This window comes from Stenotrophomonas sp. GD03819, from assembly GCF_029841665.1.
In the GTDB taxonomy this organism is placed as follows: Bacteria; Pseudomonadota; Gammaproteobacteria; order Xanthomonadales; family Xanthomonadaceae; genus Stenotrophomonas; species Stenotrophomonas geniculata.
In genome coordinates this window covers 16,228-34,574 of record NZ_JAOCEW010000010.1, presented here as the reverse complement: position 1 = coordinate 34,574, position 18,347 = coordinate 16,228, and the positions used below count along the sequence as shown (strand labels likewise).

Genomic DNA, 18,347 nt, shown 5'->3' with positions numbered 1-18,347 from the left:
TCGGAAAAAATCAGCGCCCGGCAACCGCGGCCATGATCGCCTTCTGCACGTGCAGGCGGTTCTCGGCTTCGTTGATGGCGATGCATTGCGGCGAATCCATCACGCCGTCGGTGGCCTTCACGTTGCGGCGCAGCGGCAGGCAGTGGCTGAACACACCGTTGTTGGTCAGCGCCATCTTCCGCTCGTCCACGATGAAGTGCTTGAACTGGTCGCGGATCGGCTTTTCAGGCTCCCAGTTGCCGAAGAACGGCAGCGCCCCCCAGCTCTTGGCGTAGACCACGTCGGCGCCGGCGTAGGCGCTGTCGATGTCATGGCTGATCTTCAGCGAACCGCCGCTCTCGGCCACGTTCTGCTCGGCCCAGCCCATGTAGCGGTCGTCGAGGATGTAGTCGGCGGTCGGGCACAGCAGGGTCACGTCCATCCCCATGCGGGTGGCGATGGTCAGCGCCGAGTTGGCCACGGCGGTGTTCAGCGGCTTGGGGTGGTAGGTCCAGGTCAGCACGTACTTCTTGCCACGCAGGTCCTGGGTGCCGAAGTGCTCCTGCAGGGCCATCACGTGGGCCAATTCCTGGCACGGGTGGGTGATGGTCTCCATGTTGATGACCGGCACCGGCGAGTACTTGGCGAAGCTGTTGAGGACGATGTCCTGGCGGTCGTAGGCCCAGTCGATGAACTTGGGGAACGCGCGCACGGCGATGATGTCGCAGTAACGGCCCAGCACCTTGGCCACTTCAGCGATGTGCTCTTCGGTATCGCCGTCCATCACCGTGCCGAGGTTGAACTCGATCGGCCACGCATCCTTGCCCGGCTGCAGCACCACCGCGTGGGCGCCGAGCTGGAACGCGCCCAGTTCGAAGCTGGTGCGGGTGCGCATGGACGGATTGAAGAACACCAGCGCGATCGACTTGCCCTTGAGCTGGTCGCCGAGCTTGTTGCGCTTGAACAGCGCGGCCTGGGTCAGCAGCGCGTCAAGTTCGCTGCGGCTCCAGTCCTGGGTGTTCAGGAAGTGCTTGGGGGACATCATCTTTCCTTGCGTGGCGGCGCCGGGTTCGACGCGGTGGAAGGGAAAACAGGAAGCAAAGGTGGAACGAAAAGGTTGCAGTTGCAGCTTTCAGAACGCAGAAACGAAAAAACCCAGCCGGGCGGCTGGGTTTTTTTCGGACGAACAGCAAAAAGCTCCGGTTACCCAGCGAGGATGTGGGGTTCCGGTCGACGCGCACGCGAGGTCATGCCCGACGCCTGTCGGGCTGCGCTGCTGTCGTGCTGGAAGTCGGTGAGCTTCATGGTCAACCATCTTTGCATGCGGCCGGGGCCGACGCAAGGGGCCGGGGTCGCAGAATCAGGGATTGCCCGTGGCGCCCTGCTCGGGGCCGACCCAAGGGGTGATAGACACCCGGATCTTGAGCCGGTTGCCGGGGTCTTCCGGCAGCCGTGAGCGGTACTTGGTGCCCTTGTAGACGTAATCCACGTCGTAGGCGATGGGCCTGCGGAATTCACGCCCCACCGGCACGATACGGCAGTCACGGGTCAGCATCGGGCCATTGTTGGCCGGTGCCGGCGCCGGGGCGGGTGACTCGGCGGCGGCGTCCTCGGAGACCTCTTCATCGCTGCGCTTGAACATCGAGCGCACCGAGTCCCAGAAGCGGCTGATCCGGCCCTTGTCCTCGACCGGCTCCTCGCCGGTGACATTGACCGGCGCCAGAGTCCGGGTCGAGACCGGCTCGCAGTGTTCTTCGGTGCGGGTCGCGCGCAGGGTCTGGAACACGGGCTCGACGTTCAGCACCTGCGCGTAGTCGAACTTCACGTTCTCCACGATCACCACCCGGTTGCGGGGCTCGGCCTCCTGCGCCTGGGCCACGGCGGCCAGCGCCGACAGGCAGGCCAGGGTCAGCAACGCGGTGGATTTCATTGGCGAAGGGAGCAAGGACACGGCAATAGTGTAGGCAGTGGCGAGCGCAAGGGGCTGAACATTACCCGTCCACGCTGCTCCTGCCCACCCCACCTTGGACGGACCCGGCGTCCACCGGTGGCAGGCGGTGCCCCCAAAGGGGGCCGACACGTTCTAAAATCACAGGCTTGTCCCTCAGCCACAGCCCCATGACCCTGCGCCTGCACAACAACCTGACTCGCCAGCTCGAACCGTTCATCCCGCTCGACCCGGCCTGTCCGACCCTGTATGTGTGCGGCCCCACGGTCTACAACTACGTGCACATCGGCAACGCCCGTGGCCCGGTGGTGTTCGGCGTGCTGGCCGACCTGCTGCGGCGCCGTTTCGGTGGCCTGCGCTACGCGCGCAACATCACCGACGTGGACGACAAGATCAACACCGCCGCGCGCGAGCAGGGGGTGCCGATCAGCACCATCACCGACAGGTTCGCTGCCGCCTACCGTGAAGACATGGCCGCGCTGGGCGTGGTGCCGCCGGACATCGAACCGGAAGTGACGGCGCACATGCCGCAGATCGTCACCATGATCGAGCAGCTGATCGCCAACGGCCATGCCTATGCCGCCGAGGGCCATGTGCTGTTCGCGGTGGCCAGCTTCGACGGCTACGGCAAGCTCTCGCGCCGCGACCCGGAAGAGATGCTGGCCGGCGCCCGTGTCGATGTCGCCCCCTACAAGCGCGATCCCGGCGATTTCGTGCTGTGGAAGCCGTCCAGCGACGACCTGCCCGGCTGGGAATCGCCGTGGGGCCGTGGCCGCCCGGGCTGGCACATCGAATGCTCGGCGATGGCCGCCGCCCATCTGGGCGAGACCATCGACATCCATGCCGGCGGCGTCGACCTGCAGTTCCCGCACCACGAGAACGAGATCGCGCAGAGCGAATGCGCCCACGGCGGCAAGATCTTCGCCCGTTTCTGGCTGCACAACGGCATGCTCAACTTCGGCGGCGCCAAGATGAGCAAGTCGCTGGGCAACATCGAGCGCGTGCACGACCTGGTGCGCCAGCATCCGCCGGAAGCGCTGCGCCTGGCGCTGCTGTCGGCCCACTACCGGCAGCCGCTGGACTGGTCCGATGGCCTGATCGAGCAGTCGGTGCGCACCTTGGATCGCCTGTACGGCACCCTGCGCGAACTGGCGTCGGTCGACGCGGTCGTGGCGATCCCGGCCACGGTCGAGGCGACCCTGGATGACGACCTGAACACTCCGCAGGCGCTGGCCGAAGTGGCCCGCATCGCTGCCGATGCACGCCGGGCCACCGACCCGGCCGAACAGGCGCGCCTGAAGGGCGAGCTGCTCGGTGCCGGCCTGGCCCTGGGCCTGCTGCAGGCCGATCCGGCGCAATGGTTCGGTACCGCTGCGGGCGATGACGGCGACGACGCCCGTATCCAGAGCCTGATCGACGAGCGTGCCGCTGCCAAGAAGGCCCGCGACTTCGCCCGTTCCGACGCCATCCGCGACCAGCTGGCCGCCGAAGGCATCGTGTTGGAAGACACCCCGCAGGGCGTGCGCTGGTCGCGCAAGCGCGGCTGACCTGCCCTGCCCCGTGGCCGGTACGCCGGCCACGCCCCACCGTAGAGACTGTTGTGACCGACTCCCCGTTCCCGCTTGAACCCACCGCCGCCGAGGCCCAGACCGCCATCGCCGAGGAATTCGGCTTCTTCGGCGACTGGTCCGAGCGCTATCAGTACCTGATCGACCTCGGCCGCAAGCTGCCGGCCTTCCCGGAAGAATGGAAGACCGAAGAGCATCGCCTGCTCGGCTGCCAGTCGATGGTCTGGATCGTGCCGGAAGGCAATGCGCAGTCGCTGCGCTTCCATGCCATCAGTGATTCGGCCATCGTCTCCGGCCTGATCTTCCTGGCCCTGCGCGTGTACTCCGGGCGCTCGGCGCAGGAGATCCTGGCCACCGAACCGAGCTATATCCAGGACATCGGCCTGGCCCGCCACCTGTCTCCGACCCGCAGCAATGGTGTGGCAGCGATGCTGGCCTTCATCCGCGAGACCGCGCAGGCCCAGCTGCAGCGCGATCCGTCGTGAGCGAGCCTGCCACAGCCGAGGACACCGCGCTGGGCCTGCTGTCCCGACCCGGCTTCGCCAAGCTGCTGGCCTACCGCATCTTCGCGATGCTGTCCTACCAGGTGGTGGCAGTCACCGTCGGCTGGCACATCTACGAAGTCACCCGCAATCCGTTCTCGCTGGGCCTGATCGGCCTGGCCGAGGTGCTGCCGTTCTTCTGCGTGGCGCCATTCGCCGGCTACCTGGTCGACCATCTGCCGCGGCGCCGGTTGGGCATGGCGGCCTGTTCCGGGCTGATCGCCACCGCGCTGGTACTGACCAGCGTGGCCAAGGGCTGGCTGCCGTTTGAAGGCGTGTGGCCCATCTATGCAGCCATCGCCCTGACCGGCATGGTCCGCGCCTTCCTGTCGCCGATCTACAACGCGCTGTTCGCCCGCGTGCTGGCCCGCGATCAGTTCGCGCGCGGCGCAGGCCTCGGCGCGGTGGTGTTCCAGGCCGGCATGGTGGCTGGTCCGGCACTGGGTGGCGTGCTGGTCGGCTTCGGCGGCAAGGGCCTCTCCTACGCGGTGGCTACGGCCTTTGCGCTGGTGGCGATGGCCTGCCTGGCTACATTGAAGGTGGAAGAACCGGTGCACACCGGTCCCGCCGCGCCGATCTTCAAGAGCATCGCCGAAGGCGCGCGCTTCGTGGTCGGCAACCGGATCATGGTCGGGGCGATGGCGCTGGACATGTTCTCGGTCCTGCTCGGCGGCGTGGTGGCGATGCTGCCGGCGTTCCTGCACGAAATCCTGCACCACGGCCCGGAAGGCCTGGGCATCCTGCGCGCGATGCCGGCGCTCGGTTCGGTGTGCGTGGGTCTGTGGCTGGCCCGCCACCCGCTGCACCGCAATGCCGGCCGCGTACTGCTGTTCGCGGTGGCCGGTTTCGGCCTGTGCGTGATCGGCTTCGGCCTGTCGCAGCACTTCTGGCTGTCGGCGCTGATCCTGCTGTTCTACGGGGCCTTCGATGGCGTCTCGGTGGTGATCCGATCGACCATCCTGCAGTTGGCCACGCCGGAAGAGATGCGCGGACGGGTGTCTTCGATCAACGGCATCTTCATCAGTTCGTCCAACGAGCTGGGCGCGTTCTATGCCGGCACGATGGCCAAGCTGCTCGGCCTGGTGCCGGCCGTGGTGCTGGGTGGGTTCGCGGTGCTGAGCGTGGCCGGGATCACCGCGTGGAAGAACCCGACGCTGCGGAAACTGAATTTGCGTGATCTGCAGTGACGCTGCGAACAGCGGATTCGGCGGCGCCGGGTGTTTGGCTGGGGCCGTTGCTCTCCCTCGATGATTGGGCTTGTCACTTTCTTTTCGCGAAAAGAAAGTAACCAAAGAAACGCTCCGCCATCCGCGAGCCGGCGCTGCGCGCCGGTGCCCGTGCTCCTCGGTGAATCAGGGGACGGCGCCGAACTCGCTGCGCTCAAACAGCGGCGCCTCTTCGCCCCTGATTCCCCTGCGGTGCTCGGCTCGCTACAAGGCGGACTCAACAGCCGCGAGCACGCATGACCGCTCCTGTCGGCCTGAGCCGAGCGTGGGCTCGGCTCTACATCGGCCGCGCACGCAGGAAACCGTCGAGAGCCTGCGGGTGGGTCCGGGCGGGACCGTCCGCGGCATGGATGCCGCGGCCGAGCTTACAAGGATGTAATTGCAGCGTGTCCTGCCCGGCCCCACCCGCAGGCTCCACCCGATACCCGGAAGGCGCTGCTCTACACAGCCAACTCGAACCCAACAAAAAACCCGGCCGAGGCCGGGTTTTTCGCATGACCATACAACGAGCAGGAATCAGTCGCCCTGCTGCTTCTGCAGGTGCTCCCAACGCTCCTGGGCGTCGATGGTGCGTTCGGCGGTCAGGCGCGCTTCCAGGCGCTCCAGGCCGATTTCTTCACCGGTGTCGACGCAGTAACCGTAGTCGCCCGCTTCCAGGCGCTTCAGGGTGCTGTCGATCTTGCCGATCAGCTTGCGGTAGCGGTCGCGGGTACGCAGTTCCAGCGAGTTCTCGGTCTCGCGGGTCGCGCGCTCGGCTTCGTCGCCGATGTCACGCACTTCCTCACGAAGATTCTCGATGGTCTGCTTGGACTCTTCCACCAGGTCCGCGCGCCAGTTCTGCAGACGCTGACGGAAGTACTCCTGCTGCAGCGGGCTCATGTATTCCTCTTCCGAGGACGGCTTGTAGCCAGTCGGCAGGATCGGGCGGCCGGTGGCCTCGTCGGTCTTGTACTCGACCACCTTGTACTTGCTGCGCGGGGCCGGTGCAGCCGAGCGGGCGGCGACGGCCACGGCAACCTTGCCGACAGGGCGCGACACGGTCTTCGGGGCGGAATCGGATTTCACGGCGGTTTTGGCAGGCGATTTCGAAACGGGCACGGGATTCTTGGATTGCGGGGCCTTCGAAGCGGCAGGAGCGGCGGCCGGGGCCGGCTTGGAAGCCGGTTGGGCTGCTGCCACTGCCACGGTCTTGACCGGGACAGGCTTGGCCGGAGCCGGCTTGGCAGCAGGCTTCGGTGCGGACTTCACTACTGGGGCCGGGGCCGGCTTCACGGCCGGCACGGCAACATTCTTGGCAACCTTCTTTACAGCGGCAGGCGTGGCAACCGGTTTAGCCGCAGCGACCTTCTTGGCCGCGGGCTTGGCGACCGGCTTGGCTGCAGCCTTCTTCACCACCGCCTTCGGCGCCGGCTTGGCCGCGGCCTTCTTCGCCACCGGCTTGGCGGCGGCCTTCTTCACCGGCGCGGCCTTGCTGGCGGCCTTCTTCATCACCGGCGCCTTCTTGCTGGCCGCGGCAGGCTTGGCCTTGGCGGGCGCAGCAGCCTTCTTCGCCACCGGCTTGGTTGCCTTGACCGGCGTTTTCTTTGCGGTGGCCTTCCTGGCCGCCGGTTGCGAGGACGCTGCCTTGGTCGCCGGCTTGCTGGCCGGTTTCTTGGCAACGGGCTTTGCCGCCAACTTCTTCACAACAGGCTTGGCGGTTTTCTTGGCGGCCGTTGCGGCCTTCTTTGCAGTTTTTTTAGCAGCCACGAAACGCTCTTCCTTGGATTCCCCGGGGCCCGGGAAAGCGGGCCTTTATAGCCTACCCGACCCGCAGCAGCAACCTCGACCCCCTGCTCCATTCAGTCCTGGAGTCAAGGCGCCCTTGGAGGCAGTCCGACGAACACGGACCGCCTTGCGCGGTACGGAACCTGGCCAGCACCCGAAGGTGCTGGTACCGGTCGCAGGCCATCGGCGACATGCGACCAACGGCCCATCCTGCACAAATGCGGCCTTCATGCCAACTGGCATAAGATGACTGGGTGATCTCGCGCCTGCTCATTGCCCTGCTGCGCTTCTACAAGCGCTTCATCAGCCCCCTGCTGGGGCCACGCTGCCGTTTCGTGCCGAGCTGTTCTGAATACGCGATGGAAGCCATCTCGCGGCACGGCCCGCTGCGCGGCAGCTGGCTGGCTGCGCGCCGGCTGGGCCGCTGCCACCCGTTCCACCCCGGCGGCTTCGACCCGGTGCCCGAATCCAACCACGCCCCCTCTTGCCGTTGCACAGGAAAACACTGACATGTCCTCCACCCTCATCACCAACGCCCGGATGGTCAACGAAGGCCGCACCTTCGACGGCGACCTGCGCATCGAGAACGGCCGCATCGCGCAGATCGGCAATGGGCTGGCGCCGCGCGACGGCGAGCAGGTGGTGGACGCGGCCGGACGCTGGCTGCTGCCTGGCATGATCGATGACCAGGTGCACTTCCGCGAACCGGGCCTGACCCACAAGGGCGACATCGCCAGCGAATCGGCGGCGGCCGTGGCCGGTGGCCTGACCAGCTTCATGGACATGCCCAACACCAACCCGCCGACGCTGGATTCGACCATCCTGGAAGCCAAGTACGAACTCGCGCGCGGCCGCGCCTGGGCCAACTACGGCTTCTACCACGGCGCCAGCAATGACAACCTCGAAGCGATCCGTGCGCTGGACCCGAAGAAGGCCCCGGGCGTGAAGGTGTTCATGGGCGCCTCTACCGGCAACATGCTGGTGGACAACCCGGAAACGCTGGATGCGATCTTCCGCGAATGCCCGACCCCGATCATCACGCACTGCGAAGACACGCCGATGATCGATGCCAACCTGAAGGCCTTCCAGGAAAAGTACGGCGACGCGCTGACCCCGGACATGCATCCGGATATCCGTTCGCGCGAGGCCTGCATCAAGTCGACCCGGCTGGCGATGTCGCTGGCGCGCAAGCACGGCACCCGCCTGCATGTACTGCACATCTCCACCGCCGACGAACTGGCGCTGTTCGAGAAGGGCCCGCTGATCCGCGCCGATGGCAGCCGCAAGCAGATCACCGCTGAAACCTGCGTGCACTTCCTGCACTTCGCGCGCCCGGATTACGCGACCAAGGGCAACCTGATCAAGTGCAACCCGGCGATCAAGGAAGTGTCCGACCGCGAGGCGATCACCGCTGCGCTGGCCGACGACGTGCTGGACGTGCTGGCCACCGACCATGCGCCGCACACCTGGGAAGAGAAGCAGAAGCCCTACGCGCAGGCGCCGTCGGGCCTGCCGCTGGTGCAGTACGCACTGGTGGCCGCGCTGGAGCGCGTGCACGAAGGCAAGCTGACCCGCGAGCAGGTGGTGCAGAAATTCGCACACGCACCGGCACAGCTGTTCGACGTGGAAGAACGCGGCTTCCTGCGCGAAGGCTACTTCGCCGACCTGGTGCTGGTGGAAGACGTGCCATTCACCGTCAAGCGCGAGGACGTGCTGTCCAAGTGCGGCTGGTCGCCGTTCGAAGGCACCACCTTCCGTTCGCGCGTGGCCTCGACCTGGGTCAACGGCCAATTGGTGTGGGACGGCAGCAAACTGGTGGGTGAACCGGCCGGCCAGCGCATGACCTACGACCGCTGATGCGCAAGGTATTTCTGTTCGGGGCGCTGCTGCTGGCCGCGCCCCTGTTCACCGCACCGGCGGCGCAGGCGCAGGATGGCATCGGCAGCCTGATCGACAGTCGCGTGGTGTTTCCGGCCAGCGCGTCGCAGGGCGCGCTGGTGATCGGCAAGGTGCCCGCCGGCAGCCGCGTGCAGTACGCCGGCCGCCAACTGCGGGTGAGCGGCTATGGCAGTGTGGTGTTCGGCATCGGTCGCGACGAGAAGGGCCCGTTGCGCGTGCAGGTACAGCGCCCCGATGGTGGCAGCGAGACGGCGACCATTGCGGTGACGCCGCGCGACTGGCCCACCGAGCGGGTCAACGGCGTGCCGCCGAAAACGGTGAACCCGCCGCCGGCGATTGCCGAGCGGATCAAGCGCGAACAGGCGCAGGTGACCGCGGCACGTGCCCGCGATGACGACCGCACTGATTTCACCCAGACCTTCATCTGGCCGGTGCAGGGCCGCATCAGTGGCCGCTTCGGCAATGCGCGTGTCTACAACGGTCAACCTGGTGCCGGTCATTCCGGCATGGACATCGCGGTGCCGAACGGCACCCCGGTGAAGGCACCGGCCGCCGGCATCGTCACCTTCGCCGGCCCGGACCTGTACCTGACCGGTGGCACGCTGCTGCTCGACCACGGCTTCGGGGTCAGCTCCAACTTCCTGCACCTGTCGCGCATCGACGTGAAGGTCGGCGACCGGGTGGAACAGGGCCAGGTGATCGCCGCGGTCGGCGCCACCGGTCGCGCCACCGGCCCGCACCTGCACTGGGGCATGAACTGGTTCGATACCCGCATCGACCCGTTGCTGGTGTTGGAGCGTAAATAACGCGCGCAACGCGCTGTGGTAGGTGCCGACCTTGGTCGGCACAACCTCATGGAGCGTGCGGACCAAGGTCCGCACCCACCAGAATCGATCAACCGCGGGCAGCCCACCACACGCGCAGCAGGGTGCGCACCGGGGTGGCTTCGATCGGCTTGCCTGCGGCCTGCGCCGCCACGCGTGCGCGCGCCAGGCTGGACCACACACGGCGCGGGCGCGGGCCGGGCACGCGACTGCCCCACCCCTTCAGCAGGTACTGCGCCCAGCGCTGCGCGGCCGTGCTGGAATCCCCATCCAGCAGGCTGCGCGGCACACCGGCCACGCCGGCATCCTGCAGGCGCTGGGCAAGGGTCTGCAGCTGCACCGCACGACCAGCGCCGGTGCGCGGCTTGTCGTTGAACAGCGCCGCTTCCACCGCGGCAACCGCGTCGGCGTAATTGGCCAGCGCACGCTCGGCACCGGCCGCATCCAGCGCGACCGTGCGCGCTTCAACCAGATCGGGCAGCGCTTCGGCCAGCTGCGCCCACGGCGCACGCACCGGCTCCAGCAGGCGACCCAACGGGTGGCGCGACCTGTGCGCAGCCCAGCTGCGCAGCTCCTCGCCCCACCACGCCAGCTTGGCGTCGGCCGGCAACGGATCGCCGCCGGTATTGAGCATGTCGTCGAACTCCTGCAGCAGCGCAAACCACGCCACTGCAAGCTCGCGTTGCGATTCGGCCACGAACGGGGCGGCCACCGACCATTCCGGCCAACGGCTGCGCCACTTGTCGAGGAAACTGTCCAGCGCGGTACTGCTCACTACGTCATTCCTTACGGCTGGGCCGGGGCTGCCGGCCGGGTCGGCCAGAGACTGGCCAGTTGCAGAAGTCCGGCGTTCTCGACCAGCACGTCGGCCTGCCAGGCCAGCGGGTCGTCGCTGTGCAGGCGATAGCCCCACAGTGCCGCCACCGACGGCATGGCCGCGGCACGCGCGGCGATGATGTCGCGCTCGTCGTCGCCCACGTACACGCAGTCTTCGGCGGCAACGGCGATCGCCTGCGCCGCGTGCAGCAGCGGCAGCGGATGCGGCTTGCGCTCGGCCAGGCTGTCACCACCCACCAGCACCGCACAGCGCTGCTGCCAGCCGTGCTGCGGCAGGATCAGGCGCGCCAGATACTCGGGCTTGTTGGTGACGATGCCCCATACCGTGCCGGCGGCATCCAGTGCAGCAAGCATGCCGGCCACGCCATCGAACAGCACCGCGTGCTGGCCGATCAATGCTTCATAGCGCTGCAGGAATTCCGGGATCAATGCATCGCGCGCAGCGGCATCCAGGTCCGGGAATGCCGCACCGACCATCGCGCGCGAGCCCTTGGACACCACCGGGCGCAACAACGCCGGATCGATCGGTGCACGGCCACGTTCGGCCAGCATCGCATCGCAGGTGGCAACGAAGTCCGGCGCGCTATCCAGCAGGGTGCCGTCCAGATCGAACAGCACCGCGCGCGGGAAGCGGGCAGAGGTCATGCCGGCTTGACCGCGTAGGCGAGGTAGTTGATGTCGGTGCGGCTGCTCAGGCGGGCATGGTTGCGCCACGGCTCGTAGGCCATGCCGCTGACATCCACCAGCTGGACGTCGGCCTCGCGCAGCCAGCGCGCCAGCTCTGCCGGCTTGATGAATTCCTGGTAGTGGTGCGTGCCCTTGGGCAGCAGCCGCGCCACGTACTCGGCACCGACAATCGCCACCGCGAATGCGGCAGCGGTGCGGTTGATGGTCGACAGGAACAGGTGGCCGCCCGGCTTCAGCAGGCGCTTGCAGGCCTCGATGATCGCGCCCGGATCCGGCACGTGCTCGAGCATTTCCATGCAGGTGACCACATCGAAACTGCCCGGCTGCTCGGCAGCCAGGTCCTCGGCGGCCTGGACGCGATAATCCACCTTGGCACCGCTTTCCAGCGCGTGCAGGCGCGCGACCTTGACCAGTTCCGGGGCCAGGTCGATGGCGGTGACGTCGGCACCGGACTGCGCCAGCGCCTCGCTCAGCAGGCCGCCACCACAGCCGATGTCCAGCACGCGCGCACCGCGCAGCGGCACGCGGTCGGCCACGTACTTCAGCCGCACCGGGTTCAGCGCATGCAGCGGCTTCTGCGGGCCATCAGCGTCCCACCAGCGGTTGGCCAGCGCGGCGAACTTGTCCAGCTCGGCCTGATCGAAATTGGAGGATGCGTGGGGGGCAGTCATGAGGATGTCCTTGCGGCGCCAGGGTTCAGGCGCGGATATGGCGGATGCGCTCGCGCCACTGGCGCGCGTTGGCGATGATGCCCGGCAGGTCCATGCCGACCAGCTCGCGCTGCACCAGCTTCGGCTTGCCGGCAATCCAGACATCGCTGACCTGCTGGCGGCCGGTGGCGTACACCAGCTGCGACAGCACGTTGTGCAGCGGCTGGGTTTCCAGCGCGGACAGGTCGACGCAGACCAGATCGGCCTGCTTGCCGACCTCGATCGAACCGATGCGGTCACCGAAGCCCAGCGCGCGGGCGCCGCCCAGCGTGGAGGCACGCAGCGTGGTGGCTGCATCCAGCGCGGTGGCGTCGTCGGCCACGGCCTTGGCCAGGATCGCCGCCGTGCGGTTCTCGCTGAACATGTCCAGGTCGTTGTTGCTGGCGCAGCCGTCGGTGCCGATCGCCAGGTTCACGCCGGCGCGCTGCAGGGCGCAGGCCGGGCAGAAACCGGAGGCCAGCTTCAGGTTCGATTCCGGGCAGTGCACCACGCTGACGCCACGTTCGGCGCACAGGTGGATTTCCGCGTCGGTCAGCTGGGTCATGTGCACCGCGATCAGGCGGTCGTTGACCAGGCCGAGGCGATCCAGCCGCGCCAGCGGGCGCTGGCCGTGCAGCTTGATCGAATCGGTGATTTCCTGCGCGGTCTCGTGGGTGTGCAGGTGCACCTGCATGTCGAGCTGGTCGGACAGCATCCGCACCCGCTCGAAGTTGGCATCGTTGACGGTGTACGGCGCATGCGGCGCGAACGCGGTGCCGATCAGCGGATCGGTGCGCCACTGGTCATGCAGTTCACCGGCCTTGGCGAAGTACTCGTCGTCGGTCTTGGCCCAGGCGGTGGGGAAATCGATGATGACCGCGCCAACCAGCGCGCGGAAACCGTGCTTCTTGTAGACCGCGGCCTGCACATCGCCGAAGAAATAGTTCTCGTTGGCGCAGGTGGTGCCACCGCGCAGCATCTCGGCGATGGCCAGGGTGGTGCCGTCGGCAACGAATTCGGGGCCGATTACCGCGGCTTCCACCGGCCAGATGTGCTGCTGCAGCCAGGTCATCAGCGGCAGGTCGTCGGCGACGCCGCGCAGCAGGGTCATCGGGTTGTGCGTGTGCGCGTTGACCAGGCCCGGCATCAGTGCGGCCTCGGGGCGGCTGACCACCTGGGCGGCGCGGAAACGCGCGCGCGCCTCGGCGCGCGGCAGGATCGCGATGATCTCGCTGCCACGCACGGCCACGGCGTGGTCTTCCAGCACCACCGCATGCGGCTCGATCGGAACGACGTAACCGGCTTCGATGAGCAGGTCGCAGGCTTCGGGGAGGTGCGGGCTATCGCTCATGCGGGCTCACTGGCTATTGGAGAAGGGCCTGGCGGGAGGCGGTAGCGCCGGGCCATGCCCGGCGGCTGTCCGCTGCGGCGCCATGGGCGCCAGCAACGGGTCCGGGCGATGCCCGGAAAGCCGAGCACGGGCTCGGCTCTACAGTCTGGTCGACCTGCGGCCGGAACCTTACTTGACGCGTGCGGAGTACTCGCCCGAACGGGTGTCGACGCGGATCACTTCGTCCTGGTTGACGAACAGCGGCACGCGGACCACGGCACCGGTTTCCAGGGTGGCCGGCTTGCCGCCGCCGCCCGAGGTGTCGCCACGGACGCCCGGATCGGTTTCAGTGATCTTCAGTTCAACGAAGTTCGGCGGCTGCACGAAGATCGGCTCACCATTCCAGAGGGTGACCACGCAGGACTCTTCGCCCTTCAGCCACTTCTCGGCGCCGCCCATGCCGGCCTTGGTGGCCTGGACCTGCTCGAAGGATTCCGGGTCCATGAAGTGCCAGTACTCGCCGTCGCTGTACATGAAGTTCATGTCGGTATCGACGACGTCGGCTGCATCCAGCGAGTCGGTCGACTTCATGGTCACTTCCTGGGTACGGCCGTCCTTGATCAGGCGGTACTTCACGCGGGTGAAGGCCTGGCCCTTGCCCGGCTTGACGTATTCGGTGTCGATGATGACGGCCGGTTGGTTGTTGACCAGGATCTTCATCCCGTTCTTGACGTCGTTCATGCCGTAGCTGGCCATGCGTAAACTCCTGAGTGGCAAAAACGCCGCTGGTGCGGCGAGCCGTTAGAATGGAAAGCCCACCGGATGCCGGTGGGCGACTGTTTTTCTGCCCCCATGATAACCGCAGGCCCCCTCTCCATGCAGCTTTCCGCCTTCCCACGGCCCCAGTCGCCAGGTGCGCCCGCGCGCTGGCAGCAGCTCTGGCGCCAGGCGCTGCGCGACCCGCACGCGCTGCTGGCCCGGCTGCAGCTGGACCCGGCCGCGCTGGGCGTCTCGGAGGCGGCCATGGCCCAGTTCGCGCTACGCGTGCCGGAAGGCTTCGTGGCCCGCATGCGCCCTGGCGATGCGGCCGACCCGCTACTGCGCCAGGTGCTGCCGATCGACGAGGAAATGTGCCCGGTGCCCGGGTTCAGCTTCGATGCGGTGGGCGACGGTGCCGCCAAGAAGGCCACCGGCGTCATCCAGAAGTACCGTGGCCGTGCCCTGCTGGTCGCCACCGGCAGCTGCGCGATCAACTGCCGCTACTGCTTCCGCCGCCACTTCGACTATGGGGCGGAGAACGCCGCCAAGGGTGGCTGGCAGGAGGCCGTAGCCGCCATCGCCGCCGACCCGGACATCGACGAGGTGATCCTGTCCGGCGGTGACCCGCTGTCGCTGGCCACGCACAAGCTGGCCGAGCTGACCGACGCCCTGCGCGCGATCCCGCATATCCGCCGCCTGCGCATCCATACCCGGCTGCCGATCGTGCTGCCGGAGCGCGTGGACGATGAACTGGTCTCCTGGCTGGGCAGCCTGCCGTGGCCGCTGGCGATCGTGGTCCACGCCAATCATGCCAATGAATTCGATGCCAGCGTAGACGCGGCGATGGCCCGCCTGCGCGGCATCGGCGCCCAGCTGCTGAACCAGGCGGTGTTGCTGCGCGGGGTCAACGACAGCGTGCAGGCCCTGCAGGACCTGAGCGAGCGCAGCTTCGCCGCCGGCGTGCTGCCCTACTACCTGCACCAGCTGGACCGGGTCGAGGGCGTGGCCCATTTCGAAGTGGACGATGCCCAGGCCAAGGCACTGATTGCCGGCCTGACCGCACGCCTGTCCGGCTACCTGATCCCCAAGCTGGTGCGCGAACTGCCCGGCGATCCGAGCAAGCGCCCGGTGTAGCCCCAAAAAAAGGGGGACGGAGGGGATTAAGTCGCTTATGCATTTGCGACTTAATCCCCTCCGTCCCCTTTTTTGTGTCGGTCAGATGCCCGATTCGATCATCCGCACCACTTCGGTGGCGGTCACCGGGTGGCTCAGCCAATAGCCCTGCCCAAGGTCGCAGCCGCGCTGCGCCAGCAGCTCGAACTGCGCCTGCTGCTCGATGCCTTCGGCCACCACGGTGATGCCCAGCGCGTGGGCCATGGCAATGATCGCCGTGGTCAGCGCGAGGTCATCGGGGTCACGCTGCATGTCGGCCACGAAACTCTTGTCGATCTTCACGCCGTCCACGGGTACCTGGCGCAGATGACTGAGCCCGGAGAAGCCGGTCCCGAAATCATCCAGCCAGACCTTCACGCCGGTGCGGTGCAGCTTGTCCAGCAGCTGCGCGGCAACCATCTCGTCGCCGATCACGGCGGTTTCGGTCAGCTCCAGATGCAGGCGCGACGCCGGCAGCCCGGACTCATGCAGGCACTGCGCGACCAGTGCCGGCAGCTCACCGCCGCGCAACTGCCGTGGCGACACGTTGACCGACACGAACAGGTCGTCCCCGGCCACCCCGCGCGGCCACTGCGAGGCCTCCATGCAGGCCGCACGCAGGACCTTCGGGCCGATGATCTCGATCAGCCCACTCTGCTCGGCTACCTCGATGAACACCGAGGGCGGAATCGTGCCCAGGGTCGGGTGCTGCCAGCGCAACAGTACTTCAACGCCGACCATCCGGCGGTCGCGCATGCGGAAGATCGGCTGGTAGGCCAGGCGCAGTTCGCCGCGCTCCCAGGCACCGCGCAGCTCCTGTTCCATATGCACGCGACGCTCGACCGCATGGTCCATCGCCCGGCTGTAATAGCGATAGCAGTTCTTGCCGGCCATCTTCGCCTGGTACATGGCGATGTCGCCGTTCTTCAGCAGGGTGGTCGCATCGGCTGCATCGTCGGGGAACAGGGTCACGCCGATCGAGGTGCCCAGGAACAGTTCCCTGCCCTGCACCACCAGCGGCTTGCCCAGCTCGCGCACCAGCACTTCGGCCAGCAGCCGCGCGTTGGCGGCCACATCACCGTCGCCCACCAGGATCACGAACTCGTCTCCGCCGAAGCGCGCCAGCAGGGTTTCATCGCCCCCGGCCTCGGTGACCGCGCGGCCGATGCGCTGGGCGAACTGCAGCAATGCCTCATCGCCGGCCTCGTGGCCAAGGGTGTCATTGACCCGCTTGAAGTCGTCGATATCGGCGAACAGCAGGCCCAACCGGTGATTGGCGGCACGGGCGGCCATCAACCGATGATCAAGCGCCTCGCGGAATGCCAGCCGGTTGGTCAGCCCGGTCAGCGCGTCGGTATAGGCCATGCGTCGCACTTCGCGGTCATGGCGGGCGATCGCATCGCGCATCCGGGCGAAACCACGTACCAGTTCGCCGACCTCATCGTCGCGGGTGTTCTCGGCCAGGGGCGTCTGGTAGTCACCGGCCTCGATGCGACGCGCGGCGACGGCAAGATCACGGATCGGCGCGACCAGGGTGCGCTGCACGTACAGGATCACCACCACGCCGATCACCACCAGCAGGCCCAGCATCAGCAGCAGCCAGCCCAGGTGACGGCTGCCGACCTGCTGCAGGCGCTCGCCCAGGGTGGCGTTGGCCGCCTGCTCGCGCTGCTGCACCTCATCCAGCGCCATGCCGACCCGGACGCCGCCAATGCGCTGGTTGCCGATCATGATCGGCATGGTGTTGTCGAGCACCTTCGGCGATTCCTGCACGACCAGCATCTGCGCGGCTGCAGCCTTGGGTGCCAGGGGATCGGCCATCGGCTGGCCGAATCCGGACACCTCGACCGAGCCGTCGTGTACCAGCCGGCCGCGTTCGTCGAACACCAGTACATAGCGCACCACGGGCTGGCGCGCGGTACTGCGTACCAGTACGCCGACCTGGTCCAGATCGCGGTAGTACAACGGGTTGGCCAAGGCGTCGGACAACTCACGCGCCATCGCCTCGCCGCGGCTGCGCACGCTGCGGTCGAACAGTTCATGGATGACGCCGCCGCTGAGGTTGCGCACCTCGCTCTGCATCGCCGTCTGCCGCCCCAACAACACTGCAAGGATCGCGATCACCACGACCATCGCCCCGCCCATCGCGAGCAGGAACCGGGCCTGCATCCCCGAGCCAAGCCACTTCATTCCACTTCCATCCGCACGCGCGTCAATCCTTGTTTCAATTCATCCAACCGCTGCTGCGCATGCGCATCGACGCGGTGGAACCCGGAAGTGCCAAAAAACCGATGCAGCGCCCCCTGCGCCTGCGGGTCGCTGGCTGCCTGCAGCAGCACTTCCTGCAGGCGATCGCGCACGCGTGGATCCAGGTCGGCGCGGACCATCTCCACCGCACGCGGGTAGGGTTCGGTGCGCAGCAGCTCGCGGAAGTCGCGCCGGAACGCTGCCGGCATCCGCCGCTCGTCATTCCAGTCCACGCTGCTCACCGCTCCCACGTCAACCACCCCCTTGTGCACGAACGTCGCGATGTTCAGCTCGCTGCGTGCAAATACGTAACCCACACTGTCCCGGCCCGGCATGTCCCATGCACCGGCCAGGATCTGGGGCGACAGGCCCTCCTGCAGCAACGTCATCACCGGCACCAGATAGGCACTGGTGGACGCCGTGTTCTGCAGGGCCAGGCGATGGCCCCGCAGATCCTGTAAGCGCTGGATCGGGCTGTCGCGGCGCACGAAGAACACCGTCTGGTAATCACGCACGCCGTTGCGCTCGGTCAGCAGCAGTGGGCGGGCGCCACTGCGCTGGCCCAGCGCCACCGCCGTACCCGAGGTTTCGGTGACCCAGTCGACCCTGCCCCGCCGCAGATAGCTGGCCATCTGCTGCGGGTCGCGTGCCATCAGGATCCTCCCCTCCTTGATGCCAACGTCGTGCATGCGCGCCACCACGTAGTCCAGCAAGGGCTGCAGCTGTTCGTAATGCGCCTTGGGATCATCGCTGATCCGGCCCAGCACCAGTACCGGGTCCGGTGCTGCACGCACCGTCCCGGCCAGCAGGACCATGGCCAGGCTCAGCAGTCCCCCCTGCATTGCCTTTCGCAGACCCGACACAGGCTTCATCCCCCCTGGGTATCCAGACAGACT

Annotated in this window: 17 protein-coding genes; 7 read left to right on the top strand and 10 right to left on the bottom strand. The window is 67.2% G+C overall.

Going from position 1 to position 18,347, the window contains the following annotated elements; genetic code table 11:
• Positions 1–10 precede the first annotated feature (10 nt).
• Together N5D45_RS07815 and N5D45_RS07810 are read right to left on the bottom strand one after the other, a co-directional pair.
• Entirely contained in the window at positions 11–1,021 is a 1,011-nt protein-coding gene (locus tag N5D45_RS07815; RefSeq protein WP_054172186.1) for an N-acetylornithine carbamoyltransferase, read from the bottom strand.
• Positions 1,022–1,339: 318 nt separating this feature from the next.
• Positions 1,340–1,909, bottom strand: coding sequence for a hypothetical protein (locus N5D45_RS07810; protein ID WP_019336652.1), 570 nt, complete (start codon positions 1,907–1,909; stop codon positions 1,340–1,342).
• 188 nt (positions 1,910–2,097) lie between these two features.
• On the opposite strand from N5D45_RS07810, the gene cysS reads away from it, so the two are divergent.
• The 3 genes from cysS to N5D45_RS07795 are packed head-to-tail and all read left to right on the top strand — an operon-like array spanning position 2,098 to position 5,224.
• Complete coding sequence (cysS, locus tag N5D45_RS07805) at positions 2,098–3,474, top strand: cysteine--tRNA ligase (protein WP_057503883.1); 1,377 nt, start codon at positions 2,098–2,100, stop codon at positions 3,472–3,474.
• A gap of 53 nt (positions 3,475–3,527) precedes the next feature.
• Positions 3,528–3,980, top strand: coding sequence for a SufE family protein (locus N5D45_RS07800; RefSeq protein ID WP_010486631.1), 453 nt, complete (start codon positions 3,528–3,530; stop codon positions 3,978–3,980).
• Positions 3,977–5,224, top strand: a complete 1,248-nt coding sequence (locus N5D45_RS07795; protein ID WP_049482302.1) for an MFS transporter — start codon at positions 3,977–3,979, stop codon at positions 5,222–5,224. The genes N5D45_RS07800 and N5D45_RS07795 overlap by 4 nt, the downstream gene beginning before the upstream one ends.
• Before the next feature lie 555 nt (positions 5,225–5,779).
• Here N5D45_RS07795 and dksA read toward each other — a convergent pair.
• The gene (gene dksA / locus N5D45_RS07790; protein ID WP_029380091.1) at positions 5,780–7,009 is read right to left on the bottom strand and encodes an RNA polymerase-binding protein DksA; all 1,230 of its coding nucleotides are present in this window, start codon (positions 7,007–7,009) and stop codon (positions 5,780–5,782) included.
• A 272-nt stretch (positions 7,010–7,281) separates the two neighbouring features.
• Here dksA and yidD point away from each other — a divergent pair, with 272 nt between their 5' ends.
• Genes yidD through N5D45_RS07775 form a run of 3 tightly spaced genes read left to right on the top strand, consistent with a single transcriptional unit; the run spans position 7,282 to position 9,732 of the window.
• Positions 7,282–7,536, top strand: a complete 255-nt coding sequence (yidD, locus tag N5D45_RS07785) for a membrane protein insertion efficiency factor YidD (protein ID WP_010486626.1) — start codon at positions 7,282–7,284, stop codon at positions 7,534–7,536.
• Between the two features lies 1 nt (position 7,537).
• On the top strand, positions 7,538–8,884 hold the full coding sequence (locus tag N5D45_RS07780) for a dihydroorotase (RefSeq protein ID WP_005417725.1): 1,347 nt from the start codon (positions 7,538–7,540) through the stop codon (positions 8,882–8,884).
• Complete coding sequence (locus N5D45_RS07775) at positions 8,884–9,732, top strand: M23 family metallopeptidase (RefSeq protein ID WP_057503861.1); 849 nt, start codon at positions 8,884–8,886, stop codon at positions 9,730–9,732. Before N5D45_RS07780 ends, N5D45_RS07775 begins: the two co-directional genes overlap by 1 nt.
• A gap of 88 nt (positions 9,733–9,820) precedes the next feature.
• Here the strand turns inward: N5D45_RS07775 and N5D45_RS07770 are convergent, their stop codons facing one another.
• From N5D45_RS07770 to efp, 5 genes are all read right to left on the bottom strand, one after another.
• Positions 9,821–10,525: a squalene/phytoene synthase family protein gene (locus tag N5D45_RS07770; RefSeq protein WP_126559468.1), complete on the bottom strand. Its 705-nt coding sequence runs from the start codon at positions 10,523–10,525 to the stop codon at positions 9,821–9,823.
• Between the two features lie 11 nt (positions 10,526–10,536).
• Complete coding sequence (locus N5D45_RS07765; protein WP_010486618.1) at positions 10,537–11,232, bottom strand: phosphoglycolate phosphatase; 696 nt, start codon at positions 11,230–11,232, stop codon at positions 10,537–10,539.
• Positions 11,229–11,945 (bottom strand): bifunctional 2-polyprenyl-6-hydroxyphenol methylase/3-demethylubiquinol 3-O-methyltransferase UbiG, encoded by a 717-nt coding sequence (gene ubiG, locus N5D45_RS07760; RefSeq protein WP_043400917.1) that lies wholly within the window; start codon positions 11,943–11,945, stop codon positions 11,229–11,231. The genes N5D45_RS07765 and ubiG overlap by 4 nt, the downstream gene beginning before the upstream one ends.
• 25 nt (positions 11,946–11,970) lie before the next feature.
• Positions 11,971–13,314, bottom strand: coding sequence for a TRZ/ATZ family hydrolase (locus tag N5D45_RS07755; protein WP_010486614.1), 1,344 nt, complete (start codon positions 13,312–13,314; stop codon positions 11,971–11,973).
• A gap of 168 nt (positions 13,315–13,482) precedes the next feature.
• Positions 13,483–14,049, bottom strand: coding sequence for an elongation factor P (efp, locus tag N5D45_RS07750; protein WP_005410381.1), 567 nt, complete (start codon positions 14,047–14,049; stop codon positions 13,483–13,485).
• Between the two features lie 120 nt (positions 14,050–14,169).
• On the opposite strand from efp, the gene epmB reads away from it, so the two are divergent.
• Entirely contained in the window at positions 14,170–15,186 is a 1,017-nt protein-coding gene (gene epmB, locus N5D45_RS07745; RefSeq protein WP_057503863.1) for an EF-P beta-lysylation protein EpmB, read from the top strand.
• Positions 15,187–15,267: 81 nt separating this feature from the next.
• Here epmB and N5D45_RS07740 read toward each other — a convergent pair whose 3' ends face one another.
• Together N5D45_RS07740 and N5D45_RS07735 are read right to left on the bottom strand one after the other, a co-directional pair.
• A complete protein-coding gene (locus N5D45_RS07740; protein WP_164193898.1) occupies positions 15,268–17,394 on the bottom strand; it encodes an EAL domain-containing protein in 2,127 nt (708 codons plus the stop codon).
• Positions 17,391–18,266 (bottom strand): phosphate/phosphite/phosphonate ABC transporter substrate-binding protein, encoded by an 876-nt coding sequence (locus N5D45_RS07735; protein ID WP_239519207.1) that lies wholly within the window; start codon positions 18,264–18,266, stop codon positions 17,391–17,393. The genes N5D45_RS07740 and N5D45_RS07735 overlap by 4 nt, the downstream gene beginning before the upstream one ends.
• Positions 18,267–18,347 lie beyond the last annotated feature (81 nt).

Coding starts and splice junctions, on each gene's coding strand:
- N5D45_RS07810 (WP_019336652.1), bottom strand. CDS start 1,909: ATGAAATCCACCGCGTTGCTGACCCTGGCCTGCCTGTCGGCGCTGGCC.
- epmB (WP_057503863.1), top strand. CDS start 14,170: ATGCAGCTTTCCGCCTTCCCACGGCCCCAGTCGCCAGGTGCGCCCGCG.
- N5D45_RS07775 (WP_057503861.1), top strand. CDS start 8,884: ATGCGCAAGGTATTTCTGTTCGGGGCGCTGCTGCTGGCCGCGCCCCTG.
- N5D45_RS07765 (WP_010486618.1), bottom strand. CDS start 11,232: ATGACCTCTGCCCGCTTCCCGCGCGCGGTGCTGTTCGATCTGGACGGC.
- N5D45_RS07780 (WP_005417725.1), top strand. CDS start 7,538: ATGTCCTCCACCCTCATCACCAACGCCCGGATGGTCAACGAAGGCCGC.
- cysS (WP_057503883.1), top strand. CDS start 2,098: ATGACCCTGCGCCTGCACAACAACCTGACTCGCCAGCTCGAACCGTTC.
- N5D45_RS07815 (WP_054172186.1), bottom strand. CDS start 1,021: ATGTCCCCCAAGCACTTCCTGAACACCCAGGACTGGAGCCGCAGCGAA.
- N5D45_RS07755 (WP_010486614.1), bottom strand. CDS start 13,314: ATGAGCGATAGCCCGCACCTCCCCGAAGCCTGCGACCTGCTCATCGAA.
- ubiG (WP_043400917.1), bottom strand. CDS start 11,945: ATGACTGCCCCCCACGCATCCTCCAATTTCGATCAGGCCGAGCTGGAC.
- N5D45_RS07740 (WP_164193898.1), bottom strand. CDS start 17,394: ATGAAGTGGCTTGGCTCGGGGATGCAGGCCCGGTTCCTGCTCGCGATG.
- N5D45_RS07735 (WP_239519207.1), bottom strand. CDS start 18,266: ATGGTCCTGCTGGCCGGGACGGTGCGTGCAGCACCGGACCCGGTACTG.
- efp (WP_005410381.1), bottom strand. CDS start 14,049: ATGGCCAGCTACGGCATGAACGACGTCAAGAACGGGATGAAGATCCTG.